Raw genomic sequence first — 21,192 nt, forward strand, 5'->3', positions numbered from 1 at the left:
GCTACAGATGATCGGCATCCTCGGTATTGGCGCGTTCTTGCCGGACAACATTCGCACCAACAGCTGGTGGCCGGAGTCCGTCGTCGACGGCTGGCGGGCGCGGCTGAAGCGGATCGAGCGGCCTGAGCCCGAGGACCCCCTCGAGCACCTGATCTGGGCGGCGCAGGAGGGGCTGTCCAACGACCCCTTTGGCGGCTCGATCGAGCGCAGGATCATGCCGGAGGGCATGAATGCCCTCGACATGGAGATCGCCGCGAGCCGCGAGGTGCTCGCGCGCTGCTCGATGCCCGCGTCGGAGATCGACCTGATCTTGGTGCAGTCGACGATCCCCGACTACCTGTCGACGAACACCGCTTGCACCATCCACGCCGCGCTCGGGCTACCCGCGCATGCCCTGGCGATGAGCGTGGAGTGTGCCTGCAACGGCTTCAACCAGCAGGTCATCTTCGCCGAGGCGATGATCGCCGCCGGGCGTGCGCGCACGGCCCTGCTCGTCCAGTCTTGCTCGCTGTCGCGGGTGGTCCCGCCCGACACCCCCCACTCGCCGTGGTTCGGCGACGGCGCGACCGCGGTGCTGCTCGGCGAGGTCGAGGCGGGCCGCGAGCTGCTGTCTTTCAGTAACAGGACTGACGGCACGATCGGCAACACCTTGGTGACGGGGGTGCCGGATAGGCGCTGGTGGGAAGAGGGCCGGTCGATCTTCTACAACACCGACTCTGGCAACTCGCGGAGGATGCTCGCGGGGGTCCCCGCCGGCGCGCGGGCGACCATGCTCGGGGCGATCGAGAAGGCCGGGCTCGAGCCCGGGGACGCCGACTTCATCGCCACGCACCAGGCCTTCCCCTGGTATCGGCGCGTGGCCCAGACCGCGGCGGGCCTCGAGCACTGCCGCGGCTTCGACACCTTCACGCAGGTCGCGAGCATGTCGTCGGCGAACGTGCCCTTCGTGCTCTACGCGGCCGCCAAGGAGGGGGTGCTGCGCGAGGGCGACGTCGTGGTGACCCAGGCCGGCGGCAGCGGGATCACCTTCTCGAGCCTGGCGCTACGCTGGGGCGGCCGCGTTTAGGCCGAGGATCCCCTTGAGCTCCGAGAGCGCGAAGGGCACGCGCAGCGTGGTCCTGTCCGCGCTCAGGGGATCCGAGCCGCGCCTGACGATCTCGATCAGCTTTGCCTCGATCAGCGGCTCGAGCACCTGAAGCCCCCGCAAGGTGCCGCCGTCGGCGAGCAGCGCGTCCACGCCCTCGAGCGCGCCCGGCTCGAAGTCTGCGGGGGCGAGCTCGGTGAGGTCGACGTCGAGCTCCAGCAAGGCGGTGCTGATGGTCTCGCGGATCGAGGTGTCGGGGTGAACGATGACGACCTTGATGTAGTTCGAGGTCTCGCTCGGGGTGACGGGGGCCTTGAGCGGGACGCGGCCGACGAGGTTGACGCGGGCGCGCCCGGTCGAGGCGATCAGCTCACCGCCCATGTTCTTGAGCATGGACTCGCAGGCCGAGAACCCGCCGATCATCGGGACTTGCTGGCCGCTGCCGCGCGCGTGCACGCGGATCATCAGCGCGCGACCAGCTTGGTCGGGCTCCTCGGAGTTGACGCGCTCGAGCTCGACGCTGATCTCGGAGTCGTTGCCGGCGGCATCTCGCGCGCTGAGCACGAGGTTGATCAACAGGACCTGGAGGTCGCTGGCCGCGAGCGGGATCAGCTGCCTGGGATCCGGGCAGCTGATCTCGAGCTTGGCCTCGGACATGGTCAGCGCGAGGGCGTCCTTGACCGGCTTGATCACCTCGCTGAGCTCGGTCTCGTTCTTGACGTCCTCGCCGGACAGCGCCCAGGCCTTGAGGATCTCGTCGTGGTCGCCGTCGACGATGCTCGTCGAGCTGTGGCTGGCCTCGACCAGCGTCGAGTCGAGCATGCCCGCGGCAGGGACGGAGGCGCTGGGGGCCTCGAAGGACATGCTCGAGCTGCTGACCGGGCCGAGCGCGCCGAGCTCCATCGACTCGCTGAACTCGCTGATCAGGGCCTGCTCGCCAAAGCCCAGCCGGCGGCCGAGGTTGCGAGAGATCCGCTCGTGCTCCGCGGCCGCGAGCACGTCGTTGACCTTGAGCAGCTGAGAGAGGGCGCGGTGGGCCTCGCGCGAGGCGTAGATGTTGCCGTGGGTCTCGTAGCCGCCGATGATCGAGGACGCGCGCGAGCGGATCTTGGGCTCGTCGCGGTCGGCCATGGCCTGCTTGAGCTGGACGAGCTCGTACATCACGGACAGGCGCGGCGAGGACTTGGCGCCACGCTTGAGCTTGCGCAGCGACCGGCGCAGCAGCTTGCTCTCTTCGCGGGTCGGGAGCTGGCGGCCGAGGATCACCAAGGCGGTGGCCGCGTAGAGCTCCTGGGCGAACTCGGGCACGCCGGGCATGTCGGCGATGAGCTGGTTGCCAGAGACGACGAGGTCGTAGGCGAGCTTGCGCTCGCCGATCTCGAGCGCCGCGAGGGCGAGCTGGGTCGCGCCGATGATCCGGTCGAACACCGGGATCGCGTTGTCCTGGACGCCGTCGGACAGGTCGATGATCCGCACGGAGATGTCGCTGCGACCTTGGCGAGCGAGGATGACCATGCGGATCGAGTGCAGCGAGAGCAGGCTGCTGTCCCTGCCGTTGCGGTGGGCGGTGGAGATCGCCTCGTCGAGCCAGCTGAGCACCGTGTCCGGGGGCTCGCGGTCGCGGCCGAAGAGCGCCTTGTAGGCCAAGGTCAGCAGCGCGACGGACATGTCGCCGGTCTCTCGGAAGAAGCCCAGCGCGTCGTCGAGGACGTCCTGGCCCTCCTCGTAGCGGTTCGAGGGCAGCAGCGAGGTGTGGCCCCAGTTGTGCGCCGTGACGCCGCGGCTCCACGAGTCCTGGGCCTGCTTGGCGATCTCGGTGGCCTGAATGAAGTACCTGTCGGCGGCCTGGTAGTGGCCCAAGGTCGCGCGGATGGCCCCCATGAACGAGAGCACCGAGGCGACCGAGGGCGTGTCGAGGTCCTTGGTCATCCACAGCGCCCGGAAGGCGTAGTTCATGGTCAGCAGCGGGTCGGAGCTGACGTTGGCCGCGATCAGGGTCGGGTACATGTGACAAAGGGTGTCGCGGATGTCCCGAGAGTAAGGGGGGGACTTGAAGCGCGAGATGAAGGCGGTCCACGCCACGCTGAGCAGCTTGCGGAAGCTGGTCTTGGGCATCGGCTCACCGACGACCTCGAGGGCCATGTCGCCGATCTCCTGGACGCTGTCTGCGCTGGAGTTGAAGAACAGGAAGTGGATGGCCTTGCTGGCCGCGCGCGCAGCCGAGAGCTTGTCGGCGGCGGCGATGATCGCCGTGAACAGCGAGATCGCCGTGTGGTTGTCGTCCATCAGCAGACAGACATCGGCGAGGGCCTCGGCGGCGAGGTTGCGCTGGTCGGAGTCGCGGCTGGTCTCGAGCGCGCGCTCGAGGTGCCAGCGCGCGCGCTCGAGGTCGTAGATCGCCAGGCGATCGCGGCCGGCCTCGATGTGCAGCGTGGACAGGCGGTCGAACTCTTCGGGCGTGGCGGCCTCGCGGTCGAAGCCGAGGTCGCGGTGATAGACGACCTGCGCGATCGGTGCCTGCTGGCGCGAGAGCAGCACGGCGACGCGCTGGTGAGCCTCGCGGCGCTGGTTGGCGTCGACGGACTCGAGCACGAGCTCGCGGATCGAGTCGTGGGGGAAGCGGACGCCGCGGTTGGTCCGGGTCAGGATCCCGCGCTCGACCAGGTCGTTGATCGCCGCGTCGAAGTCGACGCCGTCCTCGGGCTCGGCGAGGGCGCGGGCGCTGGTCATGCTCAGCTCGAGGCCGAGCACCGCCATGCGCAAGGACAGCGCGCGGACCTTGGGCTCGGCGCCCGCGAGGCGGAAGCCGAACAGGTCGCGGATGTCCGGCTCGTAGTCGATCTCCTCGCGCAGGGACTTGCGCGCGCGCCAGGTCGTGTCCTCGGCCTCGTGCACGAGCAGGCCGCGGTCGAGCCACGCGCGCAGGTTGGCCCAGATCGCCAGGGGGTAGCCGTTGCTGACCGAGAGCAGCGCGTCGGCGAGGCCCTCTCGATCGTCGATGCGCCCGAGCAGGACCTGCTTGAGCAGCAGGCTGATCTCGTCGGTGGTCAGCGGCTGGAGATCGACGATCTCGGCGTCGAACTCGGGCTCGTAGGCGCGCGACTCGTCGCGCAAGCCCGCGACGACCAGGGTGTGGTGAGCGGGCCGCGGCTGACACAGCAGGCGGAGCACGGCGAGCGAGCGCGAGTCTGCGTTCTCGAGGTTGTCGAGGACGAGGACCAGCGGGCGGCGCTGCGTCCCGATCGAGCGCAGCAGGTCTGCGATGACCGCGGTGTGTCGGCTGAAGTCACCGGCGAGCTCGACCTGGGGGAGCTCGTCCATGACCCGGAGCACGCCGCCCAGCGAGGGCGCGCTGCGAGTCACGATCGCGCCGAGGTTGCGGGTCGCTCGGTTGATGCGGTGGAGGATGTTCTCCTGCTCGCCGATCTCGAGGCTGTGGATCACCGAGGCCAGCTGCTCGAGGGAGCCGAGCAGGCCGCCGCGGGTGTCGGCGCTGCGCGGCTGCCAGGTGCCCGTGAGCACGAAGGCGTCGTCGGCCTCGAGGCGCTGGGTGACGAACTCGCGCAGCAGACGAGACTTACCCACGCCTCGGTTCCCGCGGATGATGAGGGAGGTGGGCTGGGCGATCTGGGCGCGGGACAGGCCGTCTCCGAGGGAGGAGATCACGTCCTGGCGGCCGACGAAGGGCGGCTCGGCGGGGAGCTCGAGGGCGTCGTCATCGTGGGCGCCGCGGCCGGCGAGGGCACGCACGCGCTTCCACAGCTCTCGCGTGCTCTCGGGCTCCGGGCGCAGCAGCGGGTCCGCGGCCTTGCCCCCGACCTCGCGCAGCAAGCCGACGAGGCTGGCGAGGTCTTCCTCTGGGCTCCGGGCCTCGTCGAGCAGGTGGTCGAAGCCGGCGAGCATCAGCCGGCCGTGCTCGAGCCACAGCGCGTCGGGGGAGAAGGCCACGCCATGGACCTCGGCGGCGTGCAGGCGCATCAGCAGCGCGGACAGGTCGTTGGCCAAGGTGATCAGCGTCCGGCTGTCGACCTCGACCGTGCTGATGCCCGCGGGCCCGATCATCCGCGGGCCGTGCTCGAGCTTGCGCCCGCCGATCGGCTCGCTGATCAGCGCGAGCTCGCGGCCGGTCTCGATGGTCGCGTAGACCCGCTGCTGCGTCCGAGATTCGACGGTCAGCGCGCGGCGAAGCCTGAGCCGCTCCTCGGTGGTCGGCGGGAGCTCGAGCAAGAAGAGCTCGAGCAGGTGCCCCGGGGCGCGGCCGAGCATCCGCTCGAGGTCCGTGATCGGGATGCTGCCCTGGCGCGCCTTTTCGACAACGCAAAAGCGCTCCCAGAGGATGACCCCGGGAGCGAGCTTGTCTTGGTCAATCTCCGAGCGACGACCGAGATCTTGAGGTGCGAAATTGTTCGTCGCCATCAAGGCTCACGCGCACTCGCACTCTATCAGATCATGCGCGCGGGATGCCGAAGGTGAACCGGGTTCCCACGCCGACGCGAGACTGGAGCTGGAGGCTGCCGCCCCACTCCTCGATCAAGCGGCGGCAGACGGGCAGGCCGACGCCCGAGCCCTTGTCCTTGGTGGTGAAGAACATGTCGAAGATCTTGGGCTGCATCTCTTCGGGGATGCCCGGCCCGTTGTCCGCGATCTGCACGAAGACGTCGTCGCTGGCGACCCAAGCCGAGATGGTCACGCGGCCCTCGGCGCCGTCGGGGATCACGTCCAGGGCGTTGCTGATCAGGTTGGAGAGCACGCGCAGCAGGGCGCCGCGGGGCGCGAGGACGTCGACGCGAGGCGGCTCCTCGAGGACCAGGCGGCCCTTGGCGACGCGCCTGTGCATGCGCAGCGTGGTCTTGAGGATCTCGGGCAGCTCGACGATCGCCGTGGCGCCAGCGGCACGCTGGAGCGCGACGCCGTCACGCGTGATGTTGGCCATGGTCACCGCGACGAGGCGCAGCTCGTCGAGGGTTCGCAGGATGTCGCGCGCACGATCGGAGTTGTTGGTCGCGGCCGCCATGCCGAGCACGCCCGCTCGCGCGTGGTCGATGTGCGCGATGAGGACCTGCACCAAGGACCGCAGGTCGTGCATCGCTCCGGCAGCGAGGGTCGCCGTGGCGGCGCGGTCGATCTGCTCGGCGAGCTGCTCGACCACGTTGTTCGATTCGCCGCTCTCCCTGACCTTTCGACCAAGCTGGTCGAGGAAAGAGAGGAGGCTGCGCCCAAAGATGTCTGGGTCCCCAGACTGCTCGTACAGCCGATCGAGCTCGGCCTTGAGTTCGACGGCGTCCTGTTCGTGTGCGTGCTGACTCATGGCTTGTCTTCCTTGGACGTCAGGCAGACTACGGCTGCGAGTCACAGGATAGATCGAAAAACTCCCTCGCAAAAGTGAAGAGCATCGAGCAGAGCCGTCGCTCTCAGCCTTGAGGAGGGTCTTTGCGCAAAACTATCATAACTAAGTTCGTGAGTTTTGCGCCACCGAGATGGGCGTAATCGAGCGCGATGGAACGAGGTGACATTGTTATTTGGGCGATATCACTCACTGGTCGTGGGACCAGGCGGCTTGTCCAAAAGAACGGCGGTACGAAACAGCGTAAAGTGCGCAATCCAGAACTGGAGCGTCTGAGCCCAAAAACAGCTTTGTGAGTCAGCTCTCTTTTTTGGAGATCGCTCCAAACTGACCTCCAGAGGGGGCTAGCGCCCCTCACGCCTGCGCAGGCACGCGCGAGAGCGCCAGCGACGCCGAGCGCTCTCGATCCGAGCGGCCCACCGAGGCGGAAAATGTAGCGATTTCGCGCGCGCGGCCCGGGCTCGAGCGGTCAGAGCTCGCCGCGGTCGCGGAGCCAGCGGATCGTGTCCTCGAGGCCGCGCTCGAGGTCGAATTGTTGCTCCCAGCCGAGTTCCTCGCGGGCGCGGGCGTCGTCGCACCACCAGCCGGGCGAGAGGCTGCCGCGGGCCTTGTCGAGGGTCAGCGCGGGGACGCGGCCGCGCGCGCGGCCGATGCCCTGGTTGAGCCAGCCGACGGAGCGCACCGCGATCGCGGGCATGGGGATCGTCAGGGCGCGGCGGCCGAGGAGCGCGGCGCTGACCTGGCCGAACTCGGCGACGCTCGTGCGTCCGCCGTCGCTGACGTAGTAGATGCCCGCGCCGCGCGGGTCGAGCACGGCCCCGGGGGTCGCCGGATCCACGCCGCCGCCGGCGAGCACGTGGACGTCCTCGTCGACGACTGGATCCGCGGGCAGACAGCAGCCGCGCTCGCCGACCAGGGCGATGCCCGCGGCCAGGTCGCGGCCGTGGATCGCCGACATCCAGGTCGGGCGCAGACCAGGCTGGGCGACGACCCGCATGGCCGCGGACTTGATCATCTGGAGCACGTCCTCGTCGCGCGGGCCGTAGACCAGCGGCGGGCGCACGATCACCAGCTCGAGCTCGCCCTCGCGGGCCGCGGCCAGGGCGAGCTTCTCGGCGTCGAGCTTGGAGTCGCCGTAGTCGGTGAACCCGGGCTCGACGCGGTGGTGCTCGCGGCGGGGGTTTTTGGGGTGCGAGGGTCCGGCGGCCATCAGCGAGGACACGAGCACGACCCGGCGCGGTCCCTCGCCCGCGCGCTTGGCCCGGGCGATCGCCTCGAAGAGGTTGCCGACGCCGTCGACGTTGGCGGCGTCGAAGCCCGCGCGGTCGAAGGCCGCGGTCTTGCCGGCTACGTGATAGACGACGTCGACGCCGCGCACGGCCTGCTCGAGGGCCGCGACGTCGTCGAGGCCCGCGTAGGCGAGCGCGAAGGGCTCGCCCTTGGCGGCGTCCTCGAGCTTGTCGAGGCGAGAGCTGCGGCGAACCATGGCCCGGACGTCGTGGCCGCGCTCGCGCAGGACCTCGCACAGGTGGCTACCGATGAACCCGCTGGCCCCGGTGACGAGCGCGCGATGTCGAGACACCTCAGCCCCCCTCGCCGCCGCAGCTCGAGTCGGCGTTGGAGATGCCCTCGTTGCCCTGGACGGCCTCGTCGCGCTGGTGGGTCGTCGGCGTCAGGGCCTGCTGATAGATCCGGTAGTGCGCGACCTCGTCGCAGCCGAAGGTCTGGATCGCCCGGTTGACCATGTGGTTGTCCTCGAGGGTCCAGCCGATCTCGCCGCCCCACCAGCCCAGGGCCTTGGCGCGCTGGGCCATCTCCAGGAACAAGATCGAGTCGAGGCCGCGGCGGCGGTAGCCCTCGCGGATGCCCAGCAAGATCAGCCGGCCCGAGTCGACGACCTTGCGGACCTTGAGGTCCCACAGCAGGCGCAGCAGCCCAAAGGGCGCGAGCTTGCCGTCGAGCTTCTTGAGCGAGGGGTTGATGTTCATGATGGTCAGCGCGAAGGCCACGGGCTGGCCGTCGACCTCGGCCATCAGCGGCAGCGAGGGGTCGAGGACCAGCTTGAGGTCCTTGGCGATGAAGCGAAACTCGGCCTCGCTGACCGGCACGAACCCCCAGTTGCGCTCCCAGGCGGCGTTGTAGACCTCGAAGGCCCGGCCGACCTCGGCGTCCCAGTCGTCGAAGTTCATGGCGCGCACGCGCACGCCCTCGCGCTTGCGGATCTTCTCGGCGATGCGGACCACCCGCGGGGGGATCGGCTGGCCGAGGTCGATGCCCCACTGGATCAGGTCCTTGGCCTTCTCCAGGCCCTGGCCCTCGATCAGCGCGCCGTACCAGGGCGGGTTGTAGGGCATCTGCATGCCCGGGTCCCGGTCGAAGGCGTCGATCAGCGCCCCACACTGGTAGTTGGTCGACAGGTCCATGGGCCCGATCATCTGATCGAGTCCGCGGGCCTCGAGCCAGCGGCGGGCGGCGTCGAAGAGCGCCCCGGCGATGGCGGGGTCGTCGACGCTCTCGAACATCCCGAAGTAGCCGGTGTGATCGCCGTGGAAGTCGAGCCAGGCCTGGTCCTTGACCGCGGCGATGCGCCCGAGGTCGCGGCCGCCCTTGCGGGCGATCCACAGCGCGACCTCTGCGTGGTCGAAGAAGGGGTTCTTGTCCGGATCCAGGAACTCCTGCCGGTCCATCAGCAGGGGCGGGACCCAGCGGGTCTGGGGGAAGAATTCCCTGTGGATCGTCCAGGGGACCCGGATGAAGCGCTTGACGAGCTTGCGATCGCGCAGCGAGACCTTGATGATTTCGACGTCGCGCATGGCGGGCTCCGCGAATAGGCCGGGTTCGGGCGAGAGTCAAAGGTGGGTAAACAGGCGCTGCTTGGTGCAAGAGGACGGTCGGCGCTGAGGGCGGATGGAGATCGTGTGAACGGACTTCGCTCAATGGGTCCAAGCGTGGCCCACGCATTGGAGCAAGTCATTGTTTTCAAACGAAAAAGTATCGTTCGCGAATCGATGAAGGCGCTTTTGATAGTTGCCCCCGGGACCGCAACGGCGTTCAGTGAGCACGGCCCGCGACGTCGCAACACTCACGTCACGGGGCCGGTCGTGCTCTCGACCGCCGGTGCTTCAGCTCGCAAGATGCCGCATCCGTCACCAAAGGGTCGGCTGTCGCCGTCACCGCCGCTAAAGAGGCCGAGAAAGGGCCTTCCAGCGCTCCCCCACCCCCTGACGGTCCGCACTTCGACATGAGCAGCGAAGCCCAGTACAGCCTCGCCGACTTTTATTTCACCGACACCGAGGACCCCTTGGTCCCGCCGCCCGAATTCGGCCAGTGGACCAAGGACGGCGCCTGGGCCTTCGAGCTCTTCGAGCCCGAGATGCTGGGGGCGGTGGAGCCGGTGATGAAGATCCGCCGAGCCGGCAAGGACCGGACGGTGGTCAACCTGTCCTCCTACAATTACCTCGGCCTGGCCACGCACCCCGAGGTGATCGAGGCGGGCAAGCGCGCCCTGTCCCGCTACGGGACCGGGGCCTGCGGCTCGCCGATGCTCTCGGGCATGAGCGACCTGCACCGCGAGCTCGAGCAGCGCCTGGCGGCGTTCACGGGCCACGAGGAGGTCATGCTCTTCAACAGCGGCTTCGGCGGGGGCCTGGGCACGCTCAGCGGGCTGCTGCGCAAGGGCGACGTGGCGATCCTCGACGAGAAGTGCCACCTGTGCCTTGTCGACGGGGTCAAGCTCGCCAAGGCCAAGCTCCAGTTCTTCACCCACAACAGCGCCGAGGCCCTCGACGAGGCCCTGCAAAAGACCGAGGGCCGCCGGCGCCTCGTCGTGCTCGAGGGCGTCTACTCGATGGACGGCGACACGGCCAAGCTCGACGAGTTGCTCGCGGTCACCGAGCGCCACGGCGTGGGCGTGCTCCTCGACGAGGCCCACTCGATCCTCGCCCTCGGCGAGCGCGGGCGCGGCTGCGTCGAGCACTACGGCATGCCGCCCACGGCCATCGGCCTGCAGTACGCGACCTTCTCCAAGTCCTTCGCGCACACCGGCAGCTTCGTGGCCGGCAAGCGCGAGCTGATCGACTACCTGCGCTACTACGTCAACGGCTACGCCTTCTCCTGCGCGCTGCCCCCGGTGATCGTCGGCGGGATCCTCAAGGCGCTCGAGATCGCGACCCGGGACAACTCGCTGCGCGAGAAGCTGTGGGCCAACGTCAGCCACTTCCAAGCGGGCGCCAGGTCTTTGGGTCTCGACCTCGGCGAGAGCGACTCGCAGGTGTTTCCGATCATCATCGGCGGCGACCGCCAGATGCTCTACGAGCAGTGCGTGGCCATGAACGAGGCGGGGCTCTTCTTGGCCCCCGTCGACTACCCCTCGGTGCCCGAGGACTCGCTGCGCTACCGCGTGGCGATCACCGCCGGCCACGAGATCGTCGACCTCGACCGCGCCCTCGACATCCTCGACCAGACCGTGGTCAAGGCGATGCGCGCGGCCGGGACCCTGGGCGAGTCCCAGGAGCGCGCCTCGAGCCGCGGGAGCGGCAAGCGCCAGGAGGGCGCCGCGAGCTGGCAGAGCATGGCCAAGTTCCTGGCCCGCCAGGCCACGGCCATCGCCCACTCGAGCAACAAGCGCGCGCGCATCGCCCAGCTCTCGTCCATGGCCTACGACCACTTCGTCGAGCGCGCCCGGGATCCTTCCTCGGCCTACGACCGGCTGCTGCGCGCCGCCGGCGAGCTCGACTGGCGCGAGCTCAGCGCTGGCCTGTCCAAGCTGCGCAAGGAGCGAGGCTCGTGAGCGCGCTGGTGCTGATGTTCCCCGGCCAGAGCTCGCGCTACCCGGGGATGTTCGAGAAGCTCGTCGAGCTCCACCGACCCAACGCGGAGCTGCTGCGCTGGGCCTCGGAGCTGCTCGGCCGTGACCTCGCGGCGCACTACGCCGTCGACGCCGGTGAACAGGCCTTCGAGCGCAACGTCGACGTGCAAGTCGGCGTGTTCTTGGCCAACCACATGTACCTGCGCGCGCTCGAGGCGATGGGGGTCCACGCCGGGCGCTCCTTGGGCCTGAGCCTGGGCGAGTGGAACCACCTCGTGCACATCGGCGCGCTGAGCTTCGAGGACGCCCTGCGCGCCGTCGAGGTCCGCGGGCGCTGCTACGACGAGGGCCCGCGCGGGTGGATGGCCGCCGTCCAGCCGATCGCGGAGGACGAGCTGCGCGAGGTCGTCGAGCGCGCGTCGAGCTTCGGCGTGGTCGAGATCGTCAACCTCAACTCGCCGCGGCAGCAGGTCATCGCCGGGGAGCGGGCCGCCGTCGAGGCGGCGATCGAGCTGGTCGAGGACGAGCACTACGCCCAGACCCACATCATCGACCGCAACGTGCCCATGCACAGCTCGCTCTTCGAGCCGGTCGGCGAGCGCTTCGCCACCTACCTGCGCGGGCTGTGCTTCGCGGCGCCCAAGCGCCCCTACCTGCCCAACCGCATCGGGCGTCCGCTGGCCTCGCCCACGCAGGCCGACTTCGTCGAGCTGCTGTCGAGCCACGTGTGCGCCCCGGTGCGCTGGCGCGCGTCGATCGAGCACATCGCCGTGGCCTGTCCCGAGGCCGTGTTCGTCGAGGTCGGGCCCAAGGCGGTGCTCTCCAACCTCATGCACCGCAAGTGGCTGAGCAACCGCAAGCTGCACACGGACAGCAGCGAGGACACGGCCGAGCACTTCGCGGGCGTCGTCGCCGAGCTGCTGCTGCACGCCGGCGCGCCCGAGCCCGAGTCGCCGCTCGTGCGCGAGCCCGACCACAACCGGCAGGAGCTGAGCGCTTGTACGGCAAGGTGATCAAGTCGGGCCGCCGGCGCTCGCTGTTCACGAGCAGCGAGACCACCCAGCCGGCGGCGCTCGGCCGCGCGGACATCGAGCGCATGCTCCCGCACCGCGACCCGATGCTCTTGATCGACGCGATCACCCGCGTGGATCTGGTCCAGGGCGTCGTCGAGGGCCGGCGCAAGATCGCCGCCGACGACCCCGTGTTCGCCGGCCACTTCCCCGGCGACCCGGTCTATCCCGGCGTGCTGCTGCTCGAGATGGTCGGCCAGCTCGGGATCTGCCTCCAGCACCTGCTCGACGCCTGCACCCCCGGCGAGCCCGTGCGCATCGCCGCCGACGATCAGCCCCGCGCCCTGCGCCTGCTCAAGGTCGAGCACGCCATGTTCCAAGGCGCGGTCCGGCCTGGCGACGAGCTCACGCTGGTCGCCAAGTCGATCGAGAACAGCGACTACGTCTCGGTTTGCGCCGGCCAGGCCCTGCTAAACGAGCAGGTCCAGGCCATGGCCATCTACGAGGTCTTCATGCTCGAGGACGAGGGCTGACGCCCGTGGCCGAGCACCACCCCCCAAGGAGCCTGGAATCTTGAGCTCGCAAGCAAAGCGCATCGTCGTCACCGGTATGGGCATCAACACGCCCATCGGGGACAACCTCGACGACTTCTACGCCAACCTGATCGCCGGCAAGTCGGCGATCACCCGCTGGAAATTCCTGAAGAACCCCGAGGTCTACTCGAAGGTCGGCGGTGACCTCAGCGAGTACGACGCCAAGGCCAAGGTCGGCGCGCTCAAGGGCAAGCTCAGCGCGGCGACCCACAAGCGCCTGCGTCAGCTGACCAAGAAGGCGCCCTTCTCCACCAAGATCTCGGCCCTCGTGGCCGCGGACGCGTGGATCGACGCCGGGCTGGCGGGCAAGGAGGAGTCCCTCGACCCCACGCGCCAGGCCACGCTGATCGGCGGGCACAACCTCAACGAGCGCTACTTCGCGAGCAACTACGAGACCTTCCTCGACGAGCCGGACTACATCGACTCGATGGCCGCGCTGCTGATGCTCGACACCGATCACGCGGGCACGGTCTGCGAGGTGATCGGCTGCCAGGGCGCCGCCTACACCCTGGGTGGCGCCTGCGCCAGCGCCAACGTGGCCCTGCGCAGCGCGATCGACGAGATCCGCCACCACGACCACGACCTCGCCCTGGTCGTCGGCCCGGTGCTCGACTTCTCGCAGATGGGCCCCCACGCCATGGCGTTGATGGGCGCGATCACCTTCGAGAGCTTCAACGACGAGCCGGCCCGGGCCAGTCGCCCCTACGACCTGCACCGCGAGGGCTTCGTGCCCTCGCACGGCGCCGCCTGCCTGGTGCTCGAGGAGCTCGGCCACGCGCTCGAGCGCGGCGCGCGGATCTACGCCGAGGTCCTTGGCTGCACCTCGACCTCCGACGGCTCGCACCTGCCCTCGCCCTCGACCGAGGGCCAGGCGCGGACGATCACGCGGCTGCTGCGGCGCTGCGCGGTCCGCCCCGAGGACGTCGACTTCGTGTGCGCGCACGCGACCTCGACCCCGCTGGGCGACCGCTCCGAGGTCAACGCGATCAAGACGGTGTTCGGCGACCACGCGACCAAGCTCAAGGTCAACGCGCCCAAGTCGATGCTCGGCCACACCTGCTGGTCGGCGCCGGCGGTCGAGACCGTGGCTGGCCTGCTGCAGATGCGCGGCGGCAAGCTCCACCCCTCGATCAACATCGAGACCCAAGACCCGGAGATCGACCTCGACGTATGCGCCAACGAGGCCGTCGACCACGAGATTCAGGTCATGCTCAAGAACTCCTTCGGCTTCGGCGGGCTCAACTGCTGCGCCCTCTACCGCCGCTTCGACCCCAACTCGCTCTAGGGAGACCTCCATGTACTACTTCGTCACCGGAGGTTCGCGGGGCATCGGGGCCGGCATCGTCGAGTACGCGGCGAGGCGCGGGCACCACGTCGCCTTCACCTACGTCGCCAACGCCGAGGCGGCCGAGCGCACGGTAGCGACGGCCAAGGCCGCGGCGAGCGAGGCCGGCCACGAGGTCCAGGTCCGCGCCTATCAGCTCGACGTCAAGGATCCGGTCGCGGTCGAGGCGGTCGCCGACGAGGTGCTCGAGGACTTCGAGACCATGGAGGTGATCGTCAACTGCGCGGGGGTCAACCGCGACAACCTCGTGGTCTCGATGAGCAACGAGGAGTGGCGCGAGGTCCTGGCCACCAACCTCGACGGTCCGTTTTACGTGTGCCGCCAGTTCCTCAACGAGCTGATGGCCAACCGCTTCGGGCGGATCATCAACATCTCGTCGATCCAGCACGAGGGCGGCACCGGCCAGGCCAACTACGCGGCGGCCAAGGCCGGGCTCCACGGCCTGACCAAGACCCTGGCCAAGGAGTACGGGCGCCGGGGGATCACCGCCAACGTCGTGGTCCCGGGCTTCTTCGACACGGACATGACCCGCGAGACCATGCCGCAGGTCAACAAAGACTACTGGAAGCAGTACTGCCCCATGCCCAAGGGGCGCATGGGCAAGGTCGAGGAGCTGGCCGCGGTCGTCGACTTCCTGGCCCAGCGCGACAGCTTCATCAACGGCGAGGTCATCAACGTCACTGGTGGCCTCGGCTGGACATACTGAGGTCGAATGGCCATGAGCAGGTCCGTCGGTATCGAGAAGATCTACGCCTACCCGGGGACCTTGAGCCTCGACATGGTCGCCCTCGCCGAGGCGCGCGGGGTCGACCCTGGCCACCCGCTCGACGATCTGTGGGTCGAGTCGCGCTCGCTCAACCCGGTCTGGGAGGACCCGGTGACCATGGCCGTCAACGCGGCCCGCGGGCTGCTCGCCGGTGAGGACCCCGAGCAGGTCGAGCTGATCATCGTCGGGACCGAGTCGAGCGTCGACTACGGCAAGCCGATCTCGACCTGGGTCCAGCGCTTCGCCGGCGTCGGGCCCAACTGCCGCAACTTCGAGACCAAGCACGCCTGCTACGGCGGGACCGGCGGGCTGATGGCCGCCGCGCACTGGGTCGCTAGCGGCTTCAACCGCGGCAAGAAGGCCGTGGTCGTGTGCGCGGACCAGAGCCGCATGCACCTCGGCAAGCCGTGGGAGTTCGTGCTCGGGGCCGCGTCCACGGCGATGCTGATCTCCGACCGGCCCGAGGTGCTCGAGTTCCAGCTCGACAAGCACGGCTACTGGACCAACGAGATCAGCGACACCTACCGGCCCACGGCCCGCGACGAGGTCGGCCACGCCGACACCAGCTTGTTCGGCTACCTCGAGGCCGTCGAGGGCGCCGCCGAGCACTTCATGAGCGTGGCCGGCGAGCCCGACTACGAGGCCTTCGCCCGCCACATCTACCACGTGCCCTTCGGCGCGATGACCTACCGGGCCCACCGCGCCGTGGTCCGCCGCTACCTCCCGCAGCTGCCCAAGCGCGAGATCAAGGCCCACTTCGAGCGCAAGAGCAAGCCGGGGCTGCGCTACAACCGGCGCATCGGCGGCAGCTACACCTCGGCCACCTTCTTGGCGATGATGGGCACGATCGCCAGCGCCGGCGAGGCCCTGGCCCCCGGCGACGAGATCACCGTGTTCTCCTACGGCTCGGGCTCCTGCGCCGAGTTCTACCCGGTCCGCGTCGGCCCGCGCGCGCGCGAGGTCGTCGCCGCGGCGAAGCTCGACGCCCTGCTCGACGCCCGCCGCCAGGTCAGCGTCGACGAGTACGAGGCGATCGAGCGCGCCCGCGCGGCGAACATCGACCTCGACACCTTCAGCGTCGACAAGTCGAGCCCCGCTGGGCCCGATGGCCACTGGGCCGCGGCCTACGAGGGCAAGGGCCTGTGCGTGCTCGACGGCGTCGAGCACTGGGAGCGGCGCTACCGGCTCAGCTGAGCCTGGCTTTGGATGAAAGGGAAGGGGAGCATGCGCCTACGCTGCGACGCGCGCGATGGCTCGGTCTGGCGGGTTCGCCTCGAGCCGGGGAGCAAAGGAGAGGTCGCCTTCGACGGCGCCGGCCTCGAGCAGCTCGATCGGCTGCTCCAGGACGCCGACGAGTCCCGGCGTTGCCGGGTGCTGGTGATCGAGAGCAACCCCGGCGTGTTCTGCAAGGGCATGGACCTCGAGTTCCTGGTCGCCCACGCCGGCGAGGACCAGTCCGAGAAGCTGCTGGCCTACGCGCGCTGCATGGACCGGCTGCGCGGGTCGAGCAAGGCGGTGATCTGCCTGATCGACGGCGAGGCCATGGGCGGCGGCGTCGGCCTGGCCGCGGCCGCCGACGTGGTCATCGCGACCTCGCGCTCGGTCTTCGCCCTGCCCGAGTGCGTGCTCGGGCTGATCCCCGCCATGGTCTTGCCGCTGCTGTGCGAGCGCATGCCCGTGCAAAAGGCGCGGTGGATGGCGCTGTCGAGCCGCGGGGTCAAGGCCGAGGAGGCGCTGAGCATCGGGCTTGTCGACGAGCTCGTCGAGGGCCCGATCCAGCTCGAGCAGGCCCTGCGCCGCAACCTCAAGCGCCTGCTGCGAGCGGGCCCGCGCGCCGTGGCTCGGCTCAAGCGCTACTCGAGCGAGATCGCGCCGATGGGCCGCAGCGAGGCCCTCGAGCTCGGCGCCGAGCAGACCGCCAAGGACTTGCTCGAGCTCGAGACGATCGCCGCGATCCGCGGGTTCATGTCCGGTGAGTCACCGGTGTGGTTCGAGCGCTACCGCCCCGGCGGCGGCGGGCGAGGGAAGTAGAGTGCAGCCGATGACCGAGACTGGAGATCAGCGCTCGTCTGCACCCCGCGTGACCCTCGAGGTCGACGCCGAGGGTGTCGCCGAGCTGTGGATGCGCGACGAGGACGGCAACAACGCGTTCTCGGCCGCCTTCGTCCAGGAGCTGCGCGAGCGCCTCGCCGAGCTCGAGCGTCACCCCAGCGCCAAGGTCTGCGTGCTGCGTGGGCTGCCCGAGGTGTTCTCGGCCGGGGGCGACCGCTCGGTGCTCCTCGACCTCGCCGAGGGCGAGCTCGAGCCCTACGACCTCGAGCTGACCCGCAGCTTGCTCGAGATCCCCGTCCCGACCATCGCCGCCATCGAGGGCCACGCCGTCGGCGGCGGGCTGACCTTTGGCCTGGCCTGCGACATGGTCGTGCTCGCCCGCGAGAGCCGCTACGGCTCGAACTTCATGGACCTCGGCTTCACCCCGGGCATGGGGACCACGGGCCTGCTCCAGTTCGCGGTCGGCGAGTACCTGGCCGCCGAGATGATGTTCGGCTGCCAGTACTTCAAGGGCAGCCACTTCGAGGGCCGCGGGCAGATCAACTACGTGCTCCCGCGGGCCAAGGTCCTCGACCGGGCCCGCAAGCTCGCGGCTCGCGTCGCCGACAAGCCGCGCCTGGCCATCACCTTGCTCAAGCGCCAGCTCGCCCTGCCCCGGCGGACGGCCTTCGAGCAGGCTCGGACCGCCGAGTCGATGATGCATCAGGTCTGCTTCGCCGCGCCCGAGACCCTCGAGCGCATCCGCGAGAACTACATCGGGGCCACGGACGACGACGCATGACTCGAGACGACGCGCTCACGCTCAACGACTTTCGCGACAAGGTGGTGCTGATCACCGGCGGCACCAAGGGCATCGGCCGGGCCTGCGCCCTGGCCTTCGCGCGCCTCGGGGCCCAGTGCTGGCTGACCAACCGCTGGGGCTCCGCCGACGAGGACGAGCTGCGCGAGGCCTTCGCCCGCGTCGGCGCCCGCGCGCCGGTGATCGTCGAGGCCGACGCGTCCAAGAAGCGCGAGACCAAGGCGCTGATCGAGCGCATGCGCGAGGCCGGGGTCGAGGGCGTCGACGTGTTCATCTCGAACGTCGCCATGGTCGTGCGCGGCGAGGGCCTCGACGCGCACAGCGAGCGCGCGCTGCTCAAGAGCCTCGAGTACAGCGCCTGGCCGTTCGTCGACTACCTGCATCAGCTCGAGGCCGGGTTCGGTCGCTACCCCGAGTACGCGATCGCGATGAGCTCCGACGGCCCGGACCAGCACTACCCGCACTACGACTACGTCGCGGTCGCCAAGTCGGTGCTCGAGACCTTCGTGCGCTACATGTCCACGCACCTGCGCGAGCAGGGCGTCAAGGTCAACGCCCTGCGCACGCGCCAGGTGCCCACGGACAGCTACGCGCAGATCTTCGGCGAGGACAACACCGCGCTCGCGGCCCGCTTCGCCGAGTTCTCCGTGACCCCCGAGGAGGTCGCGGCCACGACCTTGGGCCTGTGCAGCGGGCTGTTCGACTCCTTTGGCGGTCAGGTCCTCCAGCTCGATCGCGGCGCGGCCTTCGTCGACAACGTGATGACCATGGGCCGGCGCCTGCTCGGTGAGTCGGACGCTGGCGAGGCCAAGCCCGAGCCCTCGCCGCGGGCGCCGGCACCCGCGATCATCGAGCTCGGCAGCGCGGAGGGAGAGGGCGCTGGCAGCGTCCGCGCGCTGATGCGCCGGCGCCTCGAGGGCAAGGCCGTGATCATCACCGGCGGGACCAAGGGCATCGGTCTGGCCTGCGGTCTGGCTTTTGGCTCCTGCGGCGCGCGGACCTACCTCACCAATCGCTGGGGCTCCGCCGACGAGGGCGCCATCGCCTCGGCCTTCGCAGAGGTCGGCGCGCCCGCGCCGGTGATCCTCGAAGCCGACGCCAGCCTCGACGAGGACACCGCGTCGCTGATGGAGCGCGTCCACGCCGACGTCGGCGACGGCGGCCTCGAGGTGCTGATCAGCAACGTCTCCTTCGCGCACATCAGCCAGGAGCACCACGATCTCAGCTTCAAGGGCCTCAAGCGCTCGCTGACCTACAGCGCGTGGCCCTTCGTCTCCTACCTCCAGCACGCCAAGCAGCGCTTTGGTCGGCTGCCACGCTACGCCATCGGCATGTCCTCGCGCGGCCCGGAGTACTTCTTGCCCGGCTACGACTTCGTCGCTGCGTCCAAGGCGGTCATGGAGACTTTTTGTCGTTACCTCACGAGCGATCTCCTCGACGAGGACATTCGCATCAACGTGCTGCGCGCCAACCCCGTGGAGACAGAGTCGCTCGAAGCCACTTTTGGCCCGGAATTCGCGCCATTTTGTAAGAAATGGTACGCGGAAGGCTTCTTCATCCAGCCCCGAGAGGTCGCGGAGGCCGCGTTGGCCTTGTGCAGCGGGCTCATGGATGGCGTGCGTGGTCAGGTCCTCCTGCTGGACAGGGGCTTCGGTTTTTCAGACAACGTCGTCCGTCTCTTCACCGAGCGCGAACGCTACGGACTGTGAGAGACTCACGCACCCACGGGCGAACATCGCGCTCCGAGCGCGTTCCCTGAGCCCGCACGCCGCCCCAACAGGGCGATACCGAGAAGAGAACGAGGAGAAGCAATGTCCCGCGAAGATGTGCTCGAGGTCGTCAAGCGCCACCTGGTGGACACCATCGAAGAACTCGAGGGCGTCGAGATCGACCCCGCCAAGTCGATGAAGGACCTCGGAGCGAACAGCCTCGACATCGTCGAGGTCGTGTCCTGCAGCATGCGGGAGCTCAAGGTGAAGGTGCCGCGCGCCGAGCTCAACAAGCTGGAGAACATCAACCAGCTCGTGGAGCTCCTGCACAAGACCGTGCAGGAAAAAGCCGCCGCCGGCTGAGTCGACGAAATCCCCCACCCCAAGAACGAAGACGGGCGCTCACGCGCTCGTCTTCGTTTTTGGAACGTGCTACGCAGCGCAGACCATGGCGCTCTCGGTCGGCATCGTCGGTCTGCCCAACGTTGGCAAGTCCACCCTGTTCAACGCGCTCTCGGATGCGGGCGCGGAGGCGGCGAACTACGCCTTTTGCACAATCGAACCCAACCACGGGATCGTCCCCGTCCCCGATGAGCGCCTCGATCGTCTGGTCGAGGTGATCACCCCCAAGAGCACGGTCCGGACCACGGTCGAGTTCGTGGACATCGCCGGCCTGGTCGCCGGGGCCAGCAAGGGCGAGGGCCTGGGCAACCAGTTCCTGGCCCACATCCGCAGCGTCGACGCCATCGCCCACGTGGTCCGCTGCTTCGAGGACGACAACATCCAGCACGTGGCCAACCGCGTCGACCCGAGCGCGGACCTCGAGACCATCGACACGGAGCTGATCCTCCGCGACATCCAGAGCCTCGAGAAGCGCCACGCCCGGGCGGTCAAGCAGGCCAAGAGCGGCGACAAGACCGAGAAGCTGGCGCTCGAGCTGTGCGCGCGGGTGATCGACGAGCTCAACGAGGGCAAGGCCGCGCGCGACCTCGAGTTCAGCGATGACGAGGCCGGGATCCTGCGCGAGCTCGACCTGCTCACGTCCAAGCCGGTGTTCTACATCGCCAACGTCAGCGAGGAGCAGCTCGCCGCGGGCCTCGAAGACCCGCTGGTTCAGCGCCTGGTCGAGGCCGTGGCGCCCGCCCAGGTCGTGGTGATCTCGGCGCGCCTCGAGGCCGAGATCGCGGCGCTCGAGCCCGAGGAGCAAGGCGAGTTCCTGGCCGAGGTCGGGCTCGAGCAGCCGGGGCTGCACGCGGTGATTCGCACGGCCTACCGGCTGCTGGATCTGATCACCTACTTCACGGCGGGCGAGAAGGAGTGCCGGGCGTGGACGGTGCGCCGGGGGAGCAAGGCTCCGGCGGCGGCGGGGGTGATCCACAGCGACTTCGAGCGTGGGTTCATCAAGGCGGAGGTCATCGACTGGGGGACGCTCGTGGAGCTGGGGTCGGAGGCGGCTGCGAAGGCGGCGGGGAAGTTGCGGATCGAGGGTAAGGAGTATGTGGTGCAGGACGGGGACGTCATGCACTTTCGGTTCAACGTTTAGGTTGGGGCGAGGTGCTTTGAAGAGGGCTCCCTTGGTGGGGGTCCTTTTTGTTTCTGGTCTTTTTAGGAGGGTGGTGGTGATGGCGGGGAGGGTCTTGGTCTTTTTAGGAGGTGGTGGTGATGGCGGGGAGGGGCTTGGTC

16 protein-coding genes are annotated in these 21,192 nt (G+C 69.0%); 12 read left to right on the top strand and 4 right to left on the bottom strand.

Translation table 11 applies throughout. The annotated features are described in order from the left end of the window. Nucleotides 1-7 precede the first annotated feature (7 nt). A complete protein-coding gene (locus G6O69_RS12615) occupies nucleotides 8-1,066 on the top strand; it encodes a 3-oxoacyl-[acyl-carrier-protein] synthase III C-terminal domain-containing protein (RefSeq protein ID WP_172303756.1) in 1,059 nt (352 codons plus the stop codon). Here G6O69_RS12615 and G6O69_RS12620 read toward each other — a convergent pair. From G6O69_RS12620 to G6O69_RS12635, 4 genes are all read right to left on the bottom strand, one after another. Continuing rightward, the gene (locus G6O69_RS12620) at nucleotides 1,043-5,500 is read right to left on the bottom strand and encodes an AAA family ATPase (RefSeq protein WP_172303757.1); all 4,458 of its coding nucleotides are present in this window, start codon (nucleotides 5,498-5,500) and stop codon (nucleotides 1,043-1,045) included. The genes G6O69_RS12615 and G6O69_RS12620 overlap by 24 nt on opposite strands. 31 nt (nucleotides 5,501-5,531) lie before the next feature. Continuing rightward, entirely contained in the window at nucleotides 5,532-6,392 is an 861-nt protein-coding gene (locus G6O69_RS12625; protein WP_172303758.1) for a HAMP domain-containing sensor histidine kinase, read from the bottom strand. A gap of 505 nt (nucleotides 6,393-6,897) precedes the next feature. Next, nucleotides 6,898-8,010: an NAD-dependent epimerase/dehydratase family protein gene (locus G6O69_RS12630; protein WP_172303759.1), complete on the bottom strand. Its 1,113-nt coding sequence runs from the start codon at nucleotides 8,008-8,010 to the stop codon at nucleotides 6,898-6,900. A 1-nt stretch (nucleotide 8,011) separates the two neighbouring features. Beyond that, on the bottom strand, nucleotides 8,012-9,241 hold the full coding sequence (locus G6O69_RS12635; protein WP_176396798.1) for an N-acetyltransferase: 1,230 nt from the start codon (nucleotides 9,239-9,241) through the stop codon (nucleotides 8,012-8,014). A gap of 428 nt (nucleotides 9,242-9,669) precedes the next feature. On the opposite strand from G6O69_RS12635, the gene G6O69_RS12640 reads away from it, so the two are divergent. The 11 genes from G6O69_RS12640 to ychF all read left to right on the top strand — a co-directional run bounded on the left by G6O69_RS12640 (nucleotide 9,670) and on the right by ychF (nucleotide 21,052). Next, nucleotides 9,670-11,217 (top strand): aminotransferase class I/II-fold pyridoxal phosphate-dependent enzyme, encoded by a 1,548-nt coding sequence (locus G6O69_RS12640; RefSeq protein ID WP_172303760.1) that lies wholly within the window; start codon nucleotides 9,670-9,672, stop codon nucleotides 11,215-11,217. After that, on the top strand, nucleotides 11,214-12,248 hold the full coding sequence (locus G6O69_RS12645) for an ACP S-malonyltransferase (protein WP_172303761.1): 1,035 nt from the start codon (nucleotides 11,214-11,216) through the stop codon (nucleotides 12,246-12,248). The genes G6O69_RS12640 and G6O69_RS12645 overlap by 4 nt, the downstream gene beginning before the upstream one ends. Beyond that, nucleotides 12,233-12,778, top strand: coding sequence for a 3-hydroxyacyl-ACP dehydratase FabZ family protein (locus tag G6O69_RS12650; RefSeq protein ID WP_172303762.1), 546 nt, complete (start codon nucleotides 12,233-12,235; stop codon nucleotides 12,776-12,778). The genes G6O69_RS12645 and G6O69_RS12650 overlap by 16 nt, the downstream gene beginning before the upstream one ends. A gap of 40 nt (nucleotides 12,779-12,818) precedes the next feature. After that, on the top strand, nucleotides 12,819-14,123 hold the full coding sequence (locus tag G6O69_RS12655) for a beta-ketoacyl-[acyl-carrier-protein] synthase family protein (RefSeq protein ID WP_255215768.1): 1,305 nt from the start codon (nucleotides 12,819-12,821) through the stop codon (nucleotides 14,121-14,123). Nucleotides 14,124-14,133: 10 nt separating this feature from the next. Then, complete coding sequence (locus G6O69_RS12660; protein WP_172303763.1) at nucleotides 14,134-14,889, top strand: SDR family oxidoreductase; 756 nt, start codon at nucleotides 14,134-14,136, stop codon at nucleotides 14,887-14,889. A 12-nt stretch (nucleotides 14,890-14,901) separates the two neighbouring features. After that, entirely contained in the window at nucleotides 14,902-16,143 is a 1,242-nt protein-coding gene (locus tag G6O69_RS12665; RefSeq protein ID WP_172303764.1) for a hydroxymethylglutaryl-CoA synthase family protein, read from the top strand. A gap of 30 nt (nucleotides 16,144-16,173) precedes the next feature. After that, entirely contained in the window at nucleotides 16,174-16,980 is an 807-nt protein-coding gene (locus tag G6O69_RS12670; protein WP_172303765.1) for an enoyl-CoA hydratase/isomerase family protein, read from the top strand. Nucleotides 16,981-16,990: 10 nt separating this feature from the next. After that, nucleotides 16,991-17,782 (top strand): polyketide synthase, encoded by a 792-nt coding sequence (locus G6O69_RS12675; RefSeq protein ID WP_172303766.1) that lies wholly within the window; start codon nucleotides 16,991-16,993, stop codon nucleotides 17,780-17,782. Beyond that, entirely contained in the window at nucleotides 17,779-19,509 is a 1,731-nt protein-coding gene (locus G6O69_RS12680) for an SDR family NAD(P)-dependent oxidoreductase (protein ID WP_172303767.1), read from the top strand. The genes G6O69_RS12675 and G6O69_RS12680 overlap by 4 nt, the downstream gene beginning before the upstream one ends. Nucleotides 19,510-19,611: 102 nt before the next feature. Next, on the top strand, nucleotides 19,612-19,872 hold the full coding sequence (locus G6O69_RS12685) for a phosphopantetheine-binding protein (protein WP_172303768.1): 261 nt from the start codon (nucleotides 19,612-19,614) through the stop codon (nucleotides 19,870-19,872). A gap of 85 nt (nucleotides 19,873-19,957) precedes the next feature. Further along, nucleotides 19,958-21,052, top strand: coding sequence for a redox-regulated ATPase YchF (gene ychF, locus G6O69_RS12690; protein ID WP_172303769.1), 1,095 nt, complete (start codon nucleotides 19,958-19,960; stop codon nucleotides 21,050-21,052). Nucleotides 21,053-21,192 lie beyond the last annotated feature (140 nt).

This window comes from Pseudenhygromyxa sp. WMMC2535, assembly GCF_011083025.2.